This is a genomic window from Pseudomonas sp. ANT_J28 (genome assembly GCF_008370005.1).
Lineage (GTDB): Bacteria > Pseudomonadota > Gammaproteobacteria > Pseudomonadales > Pseudomonadaceae > Aquipseudomonas > Aquipseudomonas frigoris.
In genome coordinates, this window is sequence record NZ_VOBM01000001.1 from 38,309 (window position 1) to 52,388 (window position 14,080).

The 14,080-nt window shown below is 61.1% G+C and carries 9 protein-coding genes; 3 read left to right on the forward strand and 6 right to left on the reverse strand.

The window, feature by feature from the left end; all coding sequences use genetic code 11:
* Positions 1–9: 9 nt before the first annotated feature.
* The 4 genes from FQ187_RS00150 to glgA are packed head-to-tail and all read right to left on the reverse strand — an operon-like array spanning position 10 to position 8,262.
* Positions 10–2,796: a malto-oligosyltrehalose synthase gene (locus tag FQ187_RS00150; protein ID WP_149627934.1), complete on the reverse strand. Its 2,787-nt coding sequence runs from the start codon at positions 2,794–2,796 to the stop codon at positions 10–12.
* Positions 2,793–4,871 (reverse strand): 4-alpha-glucanotransferase, encoded by a 2,079-nt coding sequence (malQ, locus tag FQ187_RS00155; protein ID WP_149627935.1) that lies wholly within the window; start codon positions 4,869–4,871, stop codon positions 2,793–2,795. The genes FQ187_RS00150 and malQ overlap by 4 nt, the downstream gene beginning before the upstream one ends.
* Positions 4,868–6,664: a malto-oligosyltrehalose trehalohydrolase gene (gene treZ / locus FQ187_RS00160; protein WP_149627936.1), complete on the reverse strand. Its 1,797-nt coding sequence runs from the start codon at positions 6,662–6,664 to the stop codon at positions 4,868–4,870. The genes malQ and treZ overlap by 4 nt, the downstream gene beginning before the upstream one ends.
* 11 nt (positions 6,665–6,675) lie before the next feature.
* The gene (glgA, locus tag FQ187_RS00165) at positions 6,676–8,262 is read right to left on the reverse strand and encodes a glycogen synthase GlgA (protein ID WP_149627937.1); all 1,587 of its coding nucleotides are present in this window, start codon (positions 8,260–8,262) and stop codon (positions 6,676–6,678) included.
* 562 nt (positions 8,263–8,824) lie between these two features.
* Here glgA and FQ187_RS00170 point away from each other — a divergent pair.
* Together FQ187_RS00170 and nudC are read left to right on the forward strand one after the other, a co-directional pair.
* A complete protein-coding gene (locus FQ187_RS00170; RefSeq protein WP_149627938.1) occupies positions 8,825–9,637 on the forward strand; it encodes a crotonase/enoyl-CoA hydratase family protein in 813 nt (270 codons plus the stop codon).
* A gap of 6 nt (positions 9,638–9,643) precedes the next feature.
* On the forward strand, positions 9,644–10,474 hold the full coding sequence (gene nudC / locus FQ187_RS00175; protein WP_149627939.1) for an NAD(+) diphosphatase: 831 nt from the start codon (positions 9,644–9,646) through the stop codon (positions 10,472–10,474).
* On the opposite strand, the gene FQ187_RS00180 is transcribed toward nudC, so the two are convergent.
* Together FQ187_RS00180 and FQ187_RS00185 are read right to left on the reverse strand one after the other, a co-directional pair.
* Positions 10,442–11,221: a TSUP family transporter gene (locus tag FQ187_RS00180; RefSeq protein WP_149627940.1), complete on the reverse strand. Its 780-nt coding sequence runs from the start codon at positions 11,219–11,221 to the stop codon at positions 10,442–10,444. The two genes, nudC and FQ187_RS00180, sit on opposite strands and share 33 nt — an antisense overlap.
* A 197-nt stretch (positions 11,222–11,418) precedes the next feature.
* Positions 11,419–12,657, reverse strand: a complete 1,239-nt coding sequence (locus FQ187_RS00185; RefSeq protein ID WP_149627941.1) for an acyl-CoA dehydrogenase family protein — start codon at positions 12,655–12,657, stop codon at positions 11,419–11,421.
* Between the two features lie 260 nt (positions 12,658–12,917).
* Here FQ187_RS00185 and sfnG point away from each other — a divergent pair, with 260 nt between their 5' ends.
* Positions 12,918–14,012 carry a dimethylsulfone monooxygenase SfnG gene (gene sfnG / locus FQ187_RS00190; RefSeq protein WP_149627942.1) on the forward strand — a complete coding sequence of 365 codons (1,095 nt, stop codon included), beginning with the start codon at positions 12,918–12,920 and terminating at the stop codon, positions 14,010–14,012.
* The last annotated feature ends 68 nt before the right edge of the window (positions 14,013–14,080 follow it).

Genomic DNA, 14,080 nt, shown 5'->3' on the forward strand with positions numbered 1-14,080 from the left:
GAACTGAACTCAAATTTGGGTAGTTTGGATAAAAAGATTGATCGGGAAATCCACTAGCGCGTCGCTGATGTTCAGCTCCCTTTGCTGTGTGACTGTTGTGCTTGAAAAAAGTCCCTTCAAATTTTCATCAGGGTCGGTGAACGGTAATTTGACCCGTGTATCGCCCCACAGCGGCGCTTCAATCCGGGGTTCGGCACTGTTTTTCAGCAGTTCGGCGCAACGTATCGGTACGATTACGATGGCGCGTTTTCCTTCCAGCGAGCGAGCAAATGCGAGCACCCGGTGAGCCTGGCTGCCGACGACTTCAAGGGCTTGATACGTCCCTCGCCGAAACAGTTCGGTGTGCTCCAGCCGCAGGTTCAACACTTGAGCGATCAGCGTTTGTTTAATACGCCCGTCCCGCCAGTCAGCCAACAGCTCGGGCAGTGCCAATGGCGTCTGCAACGACTGCTGACGGCTGACGTAATCCACCGGCCGGCGGTTGTCAGGATCGACCAGCGAGAAGTCCCAGTACTCGTTGCCCTGATAAAGGTCCGGCACCCCCGGCACTGTCATGCGCAGCAAGGTTTGCGCCAACCCGTTGAGGGCGCCGGGGACGGCGATACTTTTGGCTGCTTTGCCGAGGGCAGTGCGTAACAGTTCACTTTCGGGGCTCAGAAGCAGACGTTGCAGGAATTGGTGAACCGCTTGTTCGTAAGCCTCGTTCGGCGCGCTCCAGCTGCTTTGCAACTTGGCTTCGCGCAAGGCTTTCTGTTGCCACTGCCACACACGTTGAGCGTAGTTCTCCAGAGCTGCTTGATCATCACTGCGCAAATCGAGCGGCCAACTGCCGAGGATCGCTTGATAGAGGATCAACTCATCGCCCGCAGTCGGCATCTGGTCGTCGTCGCGCAGGGGGCGGGCGAGGGTCCGCCAGAGCGGGACTTGCTCGGCGTACCAGGCACTGCGCTCGCTCAGCACCGCCAGGCGCGCGCGGGTGTCTTCGCCGCGTTTGTGGTCGTGGGTCGCGGTGGCCAGCAAATTATCGGGGAACGTTTCGAGACGGTTGATGCAAACCGCATGGAAATCAGCCACCGGCGCGCTGAACTGCTCGGTGCTGAAGCCCACGTCATTGCGCGACAACAATGTCGCCGAGCGATAGAACGCGGTGTCCTCCACAGCCTTCGCTGCCGCCGGCGACGTCAGTTGCTGAAAACGCACACAGGCATGCTTGAGCATCTTGCGCGGCCGGCCCAACGGGTGTTTGCGCCAGGGTTCACCCCCCAGCCAGCTGGCCAGGCAATCGAGCACCGGCCAGTCGGCCTCGCCGAGGGTAAGCCTCGCACCGTCCATGGCTTGCTGGAAAAACACATCGTCTTGCGCCGAACGCCCACAGGGGCTGATATAGGTGCGGTACACCGGGAAATGCACGATCAGTTCCTGCAACGCCCGACGGATCGCACCGAGGGTCAGATCGCGAGTCATCAGGTCATCCCGGGCCACTTGCAACAGGGCCTGGGCGACGCTTTCGAAGTCTCCGGCGAGGGAACCGTTGAGGATCTGCTGGCGGGCGAGTTGCGCTTCCTGACGAAAATCGGCGGGCCGCTCGCTGTAGCGATTCCACAGTTCGCCCAAGGTGTCGGCGCCTTCGGGAGCGTGTTGCAGCAGCGACAGCTGATTCATGAACTCGTAACCCGTGGTGCCATCCACCGACCAGTCACGGTGCAGGGTTTCACCCTCGCCGAGGATCTTCTCGACGTAGATCGGCAGGTGCCGATCCGGCGACAGGCTGTCGACCCGCCGCCGCAGTTTTCGGCAGTAACCTCGAGGGTCGGCGAGGCCGTCGATGTGGTCGATGCGCAGGCCATCGACCAGACCTTCGGCCACCAGCTCGAAGATTTTCGCGTGGGTGGCTTCGAACACGGCGGGGCGTTCGACTCGCAGGCCGCCCAGTTCGTTGACATCGAAAAAACGCCGCCAGTTGATGTCATCTGCCGCCGTGCGCCAACTGGCCAGGCGATAGCTTTGGTGTTCAAGCAACGGGTGCAGGCGCTGGAAACCTTCGTCGGTGAGCGAGTCGTAGGCGCTGAGGTTTTGCTGGATGGCTTGCAGAATCGCCGGATCATTGGCCAGTTCACGCAGCTCTGCTTTGAGTGGTATCGCCAGACTGTGGGCGTCGGTCTGGTAGCTCAACGTGCTGAAACGGTCTGCCAGCGACTTGAGCGATTCGGCGGTCAGCGGGTCATCGGTTCTGAGCAGTTCGCCGTAATGGATCGGGCAGATCGGGAAGTGATGCTCATAGTGCTCGACATAAAACGCGCCCTTTTGCGCATCGAAGCGCAGGGGCAGGGTGCCATCCTGCAAGGCGATGCCGTAGTCGCTGCCGAGGAAGGGCAGCAACAACTGGCCTTCCATCAACGGGTCGGGTGAATGCCACTGGATATCGAAGAATTCGCCGTAAGGGCTCAGGCGTCCCCATTCCAGCAAATCCTGCCACCAGGGATTATCGCCACCGCCGACGGCCATGTGGTTGGAGACGATGTCGAGGATCAGCCCCATGTTCTGCTCGCGCAATACGCTGACCAATCGCCGCAGCGCCGCTTCGCCGCCCAGCTCCGGGTTGACCGTGGTCGGGTCCACGACGTCGTAGCCATGCATGGAGCCGGCGCGAGCACTCAGTAACGGTGACGCATAGACATGGCTGATGCCGAGGCTGGCGAAGTACGGCACCAGCGGCACCGCATCGTCCAGCGTGAAATCTTTATGGAACTGCAGCCGCAGGGTTGCCCGCAGCGGTTGGATAAGCGTTTGCTTCATTGGTCACGCTCGGCCGCCTGAAGCCGCGCACAGGCGAGCAGTTCCAGGCGCCGGGCGGCGTCCGGGTCATCGAGCAAGGCTTCACTGTCGCCGGGCAAGCGTCGGGACCAGTTGGGGTGCGTGTCGGTGGTGCCGGGCAAGTTGGCCTGCTGCTCGATGCCCAGGGCATCTTCCAGCGGCAGCAACACCAGCGGCGCACGGGTATGACCGAGGAAACGTATCGCGGCGTCGAGCACCTGATCGGTTTCATGGGACTCTTCGCGAAAGTTCTGCGGGTCCTCGCTCAACACCCGGCGCAGGCCTTCACGCTCGCGTTCGCGGTGGTGGCGCCATGCGATTTCACCCTCGGCGTCGACCAGCCCCAGTCGGGCGTTCCAGTCGATATCGCGGCCATGCCACCAGCCATTGAGCGTCGGCAGGTCATGGGTGCTGGTGGTCGCGAGGGCGTTGTCCGGCCAGTCGAGTATCGGTTTGAAGTGCGCGTTGTCCTGTTCGAACAGCAGCACGCGCATGCCGAGGATCGAGCGGGCGATGAGCTTTTCTCGCAGACCGTCAGCCACCGTGCCGAGGTCTTCACCGAGGACGATGGCCTGATGCCGATGGGACTCGAGGGTCAGCAAACGCAGGAGGTCGTCCACCGGGTAATAGAGGTAGGCGCCGTCGGCGGGTGACGCGCCATTGGGGATCACCCACAGACGTTGCAGGCCCATGACGTGATCGATGCGCAGGCCACCGGCGTGAGCAAAATTGGCGCGGAGCATTTCGATGAAGGCACGAAAGCCATTGCGTACCAGACCTTCGGGCGAGAACGCGGAAATCCCCCAGCCCTGACCGGTGCGGTTAAGGATGTCGGGGGGGGCGCCCACGGTCAGCGAGGCGAGCAACTCGTCCTGACGACTCCAGGCCTGGCTGCCACCGCCATCGGCACCCACCGCCAGATCGGCGATCAAGCCAATGCTCATGCCCGCGCTGCGGGCGGCGGTTTGTGCGCGTTCCAGGCAGCGGGTGATCAGCCATTGGCAGAAGGCAAAGAAGCCGATGCGTCCGGCGTTCTCTTCAGCGAATTCGGCCAGGGCCGCGCTGCGCGGGTCTTGCCATTGTTCGGGCCACTGCCGCCAGTCGAGGCTTTCACCCTTGGCGGCGCGGGACTCTTGAATGGCTTCAAAGCGGCAGTGGTTTTCCAGGGCTTCGCCAGCGGCGTGGCGGAAGCTGCTGAAGTCGGCATGCAACGGGTGTTCGCCCTGCACAAAGCCTTCGTACAACGCCTGCAACAGACGATGTTTGGCTTCGGCCGCCACCGGCCAATCAATCAACGGTGATGCTTCAAGGTGCTTGAGTTCTGCCGCCAGGCCTGTGGCATCAATCGCCGTACGCAACGCTCGATCACCCAGGATGGCGCCGGGCGCAGCGTACAGGCTGTTGAGGAACAAGCGGCTGGACGGCGAATAAGGGCTGTAACGCTGGGTGTCGCTGCCGAACATCGCATGCAGGGGACTGATCGCCAGCGCTTCGGCACCGCGTTCGCCGGCGACCCGGGCCAGGTCTTCCAGCGCCTGGGTATCGCCGAAACCGCCATCGCCCGGACGACGCAGCGAGTACAGCTGCACGCTCAGGCCCCAGGCGCGCGGTATCGGACTGTCGACGGCATCGCCGACGCTGTGGCAGCGAGTCGGTGCCACGGCCAAGGTAAATTCCTGTCCGTCGATGCTGACGTGCTGATAACCGACCGGGATCAGGCCGGGCAATATCGCCTCGGCATCCAGTTTCAGGTTGAGCCGCGAACCATCTTCAAGGTGAATTTCGCACGGTGTTTCGGGCTCAAAGTAATGTGCCAGGCTGAGGCCGACACCGAAGTCGGCGGTCAGCAGCGGCGGCAGGTGCCGGGTCTGTTGCACCTGCTGCAGTTCCAGCAGGCTGGCGTCGATTTCCTGGGCACTGCCGGCCGGGTGGCCGAGTCCGGTGAGGACGTTGCGTAACACCGATGGGGCGACTTTCTGTGGGCGGCCGTTGGCGTCGATCCAATCGACAGCCAGGCCAGCTCGGCTGGCCAGTATTTCCAGTTGCGCATCGCTCATTGGCGCTCTCCATCCGGGGTTAGCAAAGGGGCTGCGGCCGTGAGGCTGACTAGCGCGCAATACGGGGCAAGCGTGCCCTGATCCAACAGGCCGGCTGACTGTGGCGGGTATTCGAACAACAACGAAGCGTCGGCCTGTGGGGTGTGGACCACAGGTGTGTCGCTGAGGTTCAGGTCAATGCACAGCAGGCTGCCATCGCCCAGTCGCCAGCGCGCCGTTACTGCGCCGGCGGCCAGCATCTCGGCGCCCAGTGCTTGAGCACCGGGCAGGCGGGGAATGATCTGCTGATGACGGATCTGCAACAGTTGGCGATACAGATCGTGCATGGCGGATTGGCGGGTTGATGTCAGCTTGGGGCGTGAAGCCTCAAAGGTCTGGCGCGCGTTGGGGTCGGGAATCTGCTCGCGTTTGTGCGGATCGGCAAACGCGCTGAACGCTGCAAACTCGTTACGTCGTCCCTCGCGGACTAACTCCGCGAGTTCACCGTGATGGCTGGTGAAGAACAGGAACGGTTGCTCGGCAGCGAACTCGTCGCCCATGAACATCAGCGGGATCATCGGTGACAACAGCAGTAATGCGGTGGCTGCCTTAAGCGCGTCGGGATTGGCCAGTTGATGCAGCCGTTCGCCCAAGGCGCGGTTGCCGATCTGGTCGTGGTTTTGCAGAAACAGCACAAAAGCACTGGGCGGCAAATGACCGCTGGGCTCACCGCGGGTTGTACCGTGACGGGTCACGTGGCCCTGAAACACAAAGCCCTGGCTCAGGCAGCGCGCCAGTTGTTCAGTCGGGTTTTGCGCATAGTCGGCGTAATAGGCGTCGGTTTCGCCGGTCAGCAATACGTGCAAGGCGTTGTGGCCGTCGTCGTTCCACTGCGCGTCGAAACCTTCTTCCAGCAGACTGGCCTGGTTGTGTTCGTTTTCAACGGTCAGCCACACATGCCTGGCCGGATCGGTTTGCTGGCGAACCTTTTGCGCCAGTTCCTGAAGAAAGTCAGGGTCTTCGATGGCGTGTACTGCGTCCAGACGCAAACCATCGAAGCGGTACTCCAGCAACCACATCAACGCATTGTCGATGAAGAAGTCCCGCACCTCGCGTCGCCGGAAGTCGATGGCCGCACCCCACGGGGTGTGCTTGTCTTCGCGGAAGAAGCCCTTGGCGTAGCGATGCAGATAATTGCCGTCCGGGCCGAAGTGGTTGTAGACCACGTCGAGAATCACCGCCAGGCCATGGCCGTGGGCGGTGTCGATCAGGTGTTTAAGTTGTTCGGGAGTGCCGTAGGAGGCTTGGGGCGCGTAGGGCAGAACCCCGTCGTAGCCCCAATTGCGATCACCGGGGAACTGCGCCAGCGGCATCAATTCGATCGCGCTGATGCCCAGCTCCACGAGGTGCGCCAGGTGCTGCTCGACTTCGCTGAAGCCGCCGAGCGCACCGACGTGCAATTCGTAGATCACCGCCTCATTCCACGGCCGCCCGAGCCAGGCGCGGTGTTGCCATTGATAGGCAAGTGGATCGACCACCACGCTGTGGCAGTCGATATCACCGGCCTGCGCGCGGGAGGCCGGGTCGGGCACCTCCAGCTCACCGTCGATGTTGTAGCGGTAACGCGTGCCGGCGGGGCTGCGGGTGTTGATCACGAACCAGCCATCTGCCTGGGGCAGGAGTGGCAAGGACTGCCCATCTTCCAGTTCGACACTGACGTAAAACGCATCTGGCGCCCACAAGGCAAAACGCGTGTGCTCTGCGTCCAGCATGATTGCGCCGTGGGGCCAGGTCTCAAGGGTCCGTAACGGCATCTTTGAAAACCTCAATGTTTGCCCGATTTACCCAGCGCCTTGGTCACCAGTTTTTCGTAGAGTTCGGCGTACGGTTCGACCGCCTTGCACCAGTTGAAAGGCGCGGCCATGGCCCGGCAGCGCATGGCATTGAGCAGCTCGGGGAAGGCAAAAACCTTGAAGGCCCGGCTCAGGGCTTCCTGGTAACTCTCGGCCGTGGATTCGTCGAACAGGAAACCGGTCACGCCGTTTTCAATGGTGTCGGCCAAACCACCGGTGTTGCGTGCCACCGGCAACGAACCGAAGCGCTGGGCGTACATCTGGCTCAGCCCGCAAGGCTCGTAACGCGAAGGCATCAGCAGGAAATCACTGCCGGCAAACATGCGACGGGCGTCGGTTTCGTTGAAGCCGATGCGTACGCCGATCTGGCCTGGAAAACGCAGGGCCAGTTCACGCATGGCTTGTTCTTCTTCCGGCTCACCACGACCGATGATCGCGATCTGCCCCCCAGATTTGACGATGTACTCGGAGACGGCTTCGGTCAGGTCCAGGCCTTTCTGATAAACCAGTCGCGAAACCACGGCGAACAGCGGACCTTCGCAGGCGTCCAGGTCGAACAGCTTACGCACGTGGGCGGCGTTGACCGCTTTGCCTTCCCAATCGCCAATTTTGAAGGGGCAGAACAGGTGCGGGTCGGTGGCAGCGTCCCAGCTTTCATCGATGCCATTGGGAATACCACTGAGCTGACCTTGCTGGGTCTTGGCGGTAAGAAAACCGTCAAGACCGCAGCCGAAGGCCGGGGTGGTGATTTCCTGGGCATAGGTGGCGCTGACGGTGGTGATGTGGCTCGAGTAAGCCATGCCGGCCTTGAGGAACGACATCTTGCCGTAGAACTCCATGCCTTCCTGTTGCAAGGCATGCAGGGGGATACCCAGTTCCGGGCACGAGCCAAGACTGGTCACGCCCTGATAGGCGAGGTTATGAATGGTAAACAGCGTCGGGGTGCGCTGTCCACGCCAGTGCATGTAAGCGGGCGCCAGACCGGCAGGCCAGTCATGGGCGTGCACCAGGTCCGGGCACCAGTGAATTTGTGCAAGATTAGCGGCGATATCGGCGGCTGCCAGGCCCAGGCGGGCGAAACGAATGTGGTTGTCCGGCCAGTCGCGGCCGTTGTTGGCGCCGTAAGGTGAGCCTTCGCGCTCGTAGAGTTCGGGGCAGATCAACACGTAAATGACCAGACCGTCGGGCATGTCCATGCGCCCGATCTTGCAAGGGGGCAAGGCGGCGTGGCCACCGAGCTCACCAATGATATGAATCGGGTTTTCGCTGTTCAGCACTTGCGGGTAACCGGGGATCAACACTCGCACATCGTGCAAATGAGCCATGGCTCGCGGCAGCGCTGCGGAAACATCGCCCAGACCACCGGTTTTCACCAGATCGGCGATCTCCGAGGTGACGAACAGCACTTTCTTCTTGTTAGGGTTCTGGCTGGCCACCGGTGTCAGCGTCTTGGTGCCTGGTACGCTGATCGATTGGTGACTGGGGGCGCTCACAGCGCTCGTTTCGCCGACCTGCTGATGCGCACGTTCTCCCTGAATACCTAAAGCCGCACTGATCATATGAATCTCCCGTGTTGGTGATCTAATTCTTAGGTCTGGCACAAACGGTGTTTCGTGGCCAATTCCTGTGGCCGGGCGCAAACGCGCTACGCATCGGTGAGCAAGCGCTGCCAATACGATGTAGCAGAATGGCTGTAGAGATCATTGCAAGGATTGCACCAGTCGCAACGCACCTCCCTTTAACCTGACCCGTTACGACCGGCAAAAGTTTCGACTTTCTTTCCGCTTCGTGACCGACCGGTTTCGCCCCGCGGAACTGAGTCTAGGCCAGAACTTAGAGCGGGGGAGGCCAGATGGCAAAATTGTTCGACAATCGGTTTAAAGAGGTACGGACGTACCGCTTGGAGGGGGAAACGCACCGACGAAGAGCATGTTTTTTTACCGTTTAGCCTTAAAAGAAATTCGAGATGTCACATGAGTGTGCGAAGCGCGGCAATGCTCATGCATCGTTATGGTGCGCAGCGGCCAGTCCCGTTTTTGGCCGAACCGCTGCCTTACGGCCGGCCTTGATGCCTTGTTATAGTCCGGGCCTCGTTTTCTGCCCGGTAAAAGGATCACTGCCATGTCTCAGTACACTGCGTTCACCGTCGAACTGGCCGATAAAATCGCTCATGTGCAGATCAACCGGCCGGAAAAAATCAATTCGATGAATGCCGCGTTCTGGAGCGAGATCATCGAGATTTTCCAGTGGGTCGATGACACCGACGAAGTCCGGGTGGTGGTGCTCAGTGGTGCGGGCAAGCATTTTTCGTCGGGCATCGACCTGATGATGCTGGCCGGCGTGGCCAATGAACTGGGCAAGGACGTGGGGCGCAACGCGCGCCTGCTACGCCGCAAGATCCTCGCCCTGCAAGCGTCTTTCAATGCCGTCGACAATTGCCGCAAACCGGTACTGGCGGCGGTTCAGGGTTATTGCCTGGGCGGCGCCATCGACCTGATTTCCGCCTGCGACATGCGTTACGCCGCCGCAGACGCGCAATTCTCGATCAAGGAAATCGACATCGGCATGGCCGCCGACGTTGGCACTTTGCAACGCTTGCCGCGGATCATCGGTGACGGCATGCTGCGTGAACTGGCTTACACTGGTCGTACGTTCGGTGCCGAAGAAGCGCGTGGCATGGGCCTGGTCAATCGCGTCTACAGCGACACGGCCAGCCTGCTCGACGGTGTCATGGGCATAGCCCGCGAGATCGCCGGCAAGTCGCCGATTGCGATCACCGGCACTAAAGAGATGATCAGCTACATGCGCGACCATCGCATCGACGACGGCCTCGAATACGTCGCCACCTGGAACGCCGCCATGCTGCAATCCACCGATCTGCGCGTGGCCATGGCGGCTCATATGAGCAAACAGAAACCCGAATTTCTGGATTGATTAAAAATGACTTCACGCTGGACCACTGCAGTACTGGACACCCACCAGCCCGGCGGCTGGGCGGTGGCGCGCAGCCCCGAAGGCTTTCTGTTCGATGACAATGGCGCGCTGTTTCCGCGCGAATGGCTCAAGCGTCAGGACTTGTCGATCCTCGCCGAACATGGCATCGGTCACCTGGACGGCGAACCGGTCTATTTGTTGGAGCTGCGCAGTCACAGCGATGTGCCGGGCTGCAACTGGAAAGGCCTGCGGGCGTTCATGCTCGAAGGCGACTATACGCTCTACAAAGTGCTCGGTTATGCCGCGCAAATCGGCACCTGGGCCCGCGAACACCGCTTTTGCGGTAACTGCGGGCAGGCGATGGCCCAAGTGACCCGGGAACGGGCGATGTATTGCAAACCGTGTGATTTACGCAGCTACCCGCGCATTTCGCCGAGCATGATCGTGCTGGTGACCCGGGGCGATGAAGTCCTGCTGGCCCGTTCGCCGCGCTTTGTCAGCGGGGTCTACAGCACGTTGGCGGGGTTCGCCGAACCGGGCGAGTCGGCCGAAGACTGCCTGATTCGCGAAGTCCGCGAAGAAGTGCAGATCGAGGTCAAGAACATCCAGTACATGGGCAGCCAGTGCTGGCCGTTCCCGCATTCGATGATGCTGGGTTTCCATGCCGAATTCGTCGGTGGCGAGATCGTGTGTCAGGAAGACGAGATCGAAGACGCCCAGTGGTTCAACGTTCATGAGCTGCCGCCGTTGCCGGCGTCACGCTCGATTGCCCGTTACCTGATCGACGTCTATGTGGCTCGGCGCTTAGGCCATGCTGAACCAGTGTTGCCAGGCTAACCGCACGGTCAAGCCCAGCACCACGGTAATGAACACCGGGCGAATGAACTTCGCACCGCCGCTGATGGCGGTGCGAGCCCCGAAGAACGCCCCGACCATCACCGACAGGCCCATGCTCAGGCCGATGATCCAGTCCACCTGCCCGGAAAACACGAACACCGACAGTGCCGCAATGTTGCTGACGAAGTTCATGCTGCGCGCCACGCCGCTGGCCTTCACCAAGTCGATGGGGTACATCAGCATCGTGCTGACGGTCCAGAACGCACCCGTGCCCGGACCGGCCACGCCGTCGTAAAACCCGAGTCCGAAGCCTTGGGTCGATTGCCACTTTTTCTTGATCGGTGCGTCACTGTCCAGCGGCGCTTTTGGCGTGCCGCCAAACAACAGATAGACGCCGCAGCCAAAAACGATCACCGGGAGCATCTTGTTCAGCCATTCCGCCGGCAGGTAGTGAGCGACCACGGCACCGGTCAACGCGCCCACCAGCGTGCCGACAATGGCGTGCATCCATTGCTTGGGATGGAACAGCTTGCGTCGGTAGAAGGTGAAACTGGCGGTGGCCGAGCCGAACGTCGAACTGAGTTTGTTGGTGCCCAGCACCAGATGTGGCGGCAGGCCTGCGGTCAGCAGCGCCGGGGTGGTCAACAGACCGCCGCCGCCGGCAATGGCGTCGATGAAACCGGCAATGAAAGCGACGAGTGCCAGAATGGCCAGGGTGGTGAGGTCAACACTGAGTTCGAAAGGCATGGAATCGGCTTATTCGGCGGGGTGCAGGACAGGGCTGCGGGGAAGGGCCGATATCTTACGCATATCCACCCTTTGCGGCGACCCGTCCGGCCCCTTCGCGAGCAAGCCCGCTCCCACATTTGACCGCATTCTTCTGTGGGAACACGGTTAAATGTGGGAGCGGGCTTGCTCGCGAAGGCGTCCTCCCTTGCGCTACATCACTTGCGGTCAGGCCCATTCCCGATCTGCCACACAAACGGCGGCTCGGTCCCGTTGATCTCCCAATTCCCGACAATCCGTGCCTTGTAGATCACCGGATTGTGCGACGACACCGTCCGCGCATTGCGCCAGTGCCGGTCCAGCGATTTACCCACGCGGGTATCCGAAGCCCCCAGTGCATTGAACAGCTCTGTGGTCGCTCGCTGGATAAGCTCCGACACCACCACCTGAGCCTTGGCCGATTCGATTTCTGCCGCGACATTCGCTGCCTGTTCCAAGGCTTCATCACCCGAGAAACGCGCCACATAAGCCCGCTGGGCCGGTTGTGCAGCCCTCAAGGCGCTGGCCTCGGCCGCATACACCAGTGCCGCGATTTCACCGACCACTTGCTGCACCTGCGAATCCTGGCTGACGTGCTGCGCATTGCCATGGCTGTAGATGCGTTTGCGTTCACGCACCTGATGAGCCACATCGCGCAACGCTGCACGACCGATCCCGGCCAGGGTCGCCAGCAGCACCAACTGATAAAACGCAGTCTGGTATTTGAAGCGGGTGGCAAAGTCGATGATGTTCTCGGCCTCCACATCGGCATCGATGAACCGTGAGGTGCCACTGCCGGTGGTGCGCTGGCCGAAACCGTCCCAGTCGTCGCTTTGTACGATGCCCGGTTGACGGGTTCGGACCGCGGCAATCACGTCGCCGCCGGTGTCGCTGCGTTGCGCGTACACGTCGATCCAGTCGGAAAACAGGCTGCCGGTGCTGTAGAACTTCTCGCCGTTGAGCCGCCACTGATCGCCGTGAGGCGAGACTTTGGTGATGACATCGCCAATGGCGACGCTGCCGATTTCGGTCCAGGCATTGCCGGCTATGTCACCGTCGACGAAGCGTTTGAACCACAGATCCCGCGTCGGCCCGGGCGCCGAGTTCAAGCGATCCTCGGCAAAGGCGAAATGCCCGCGCAAGGCCTGAGGGACGTTGGAATCGGCTTCAGCCACTTCGATCAGCAGCTCAAACAGTTGTGGCAGGGAGGCGCCGCCACCGCCGTACTCAACCGGAACCCGTACTGCGCCGAAACCGGCGTCCTTGAGCCACTGAATCGGTTCGTAGGGAAGGCTGCGGGACTGTTCGCGTTCAACGGCACCGGCGGCGATACGTTGGAAGATCGGCCGGAACCTTGCGGCCAGCGCTTCATAGTCGGTGCCAATGGAGAGCGGATTGATTACCTGGTGTTCGGTCATGGGACGGCTCCTGGGCTCGGCTAAAAAAAGTTACACGCCAAGGGGATTGCACGGTCCATGCCGGGAGCGCGCGGCCAGGATTTACGCCGTGAAGTCGCTGCTCAAGCGCGCCCAACTGTTGCTCCGCCAACAGTCCATCAGCAAATCGTCCTGATTGCTCACAGCAAACAATCGTGAATGTCCCTTTAATCTGCGGTTTGCGCGCTGGCACGGTTGCTGCTCTTACCTCAGGACATCCCTAAAGTCCCGAGGACATGCCAATGAGTCAGCAAGCCGTCAAATTTGCCTACTGGGTGCCGAACGTCAGCGGCGGGCTGGTGGTCAGCAAGATCGAGCAACGCACCCACTGGGGCATCGACTACAACCGCAAACTGGCGCAATTGGCCGAGGAGGCGGGGTTTGAATACGCCCTTACGCAGATCCGCTTCACCGCCGGTTACGGTGCCGAGTACCAGCACGAATCCGTCGCCTTCAGCCATGCGCTGCTGGCTGCCACCACCAAACTGAAAGTGATCGCCGCCATCCTGCCCGGTCCTTGGCAACCGGCGCTGGCGGCCAAGCAATTGGCAACCATCGACCAGCTGACTAACGGCCGGGTGGCGGTGAACATCGTCAGTGGCTGGTTCAAAGGTGAATTCCAGGCGATTGGCGAGCACTGGCTGGAACACGACGAGCGTTATCGCCGCTCCGAAGAATTCATCCGCTCGCTGAAGGGTATCTGGAGCCAGGACAACTTTACCTTTCGCGGTGACTTCTACCGCTTCGACAACTACAGCCTCAAACCGAAACCACTGGGTCAACCGGAAATCTTCCAGGGCGGTAGCTCCCGCGCGGCTCGGGACATGGCGGCACGGGTTTCCGACTGGTATTTCACCAACGGCAACACCCCGGAAGGCATCAAGGCCCAGGTCGACGACATTCGCACCAAGGCGGCAGCGAACAATCATTCGGTGAAAGTCGGCGTGAACGCGTTTGTCATTGCCCGCGACACCGAAGAAGAAGCGCGCGCCGTGCTGGCGCAAATCATCGACCAGGCGGACCCGGAGGCGGTGAATGCGTTTGGCGATGCGGCGAAACAAGCTGGCAGTGCATCGCCTGAGGGCGAGGGCAACTGGGCCAAGTCGACGTTCGAAGATCTGGTGCAGTACAACGACGGCTTCAAGACCAACCTGATCGGTACGCCGCAGCAGATTGCCGAGCGGATCGTCGCGTTGAAAGCGGGGGGCGTGGACCTGGTGTTGGCGGGGTTTCTGCACTTTCAGGAAGAGGTGGAGTATTTCGGCAAGCGGGTGTTGCCGTTGGTACGTGAGCTGGAAGCAAAAGCAGCGGCCAAGCAGCAGGCCGCGGTAGCCTGAACACCACAAAACCCTGTGGGAGCGGGCTTGCTCGCGAAAGCGGTGTATCAGGCAAAATGATGTCGACT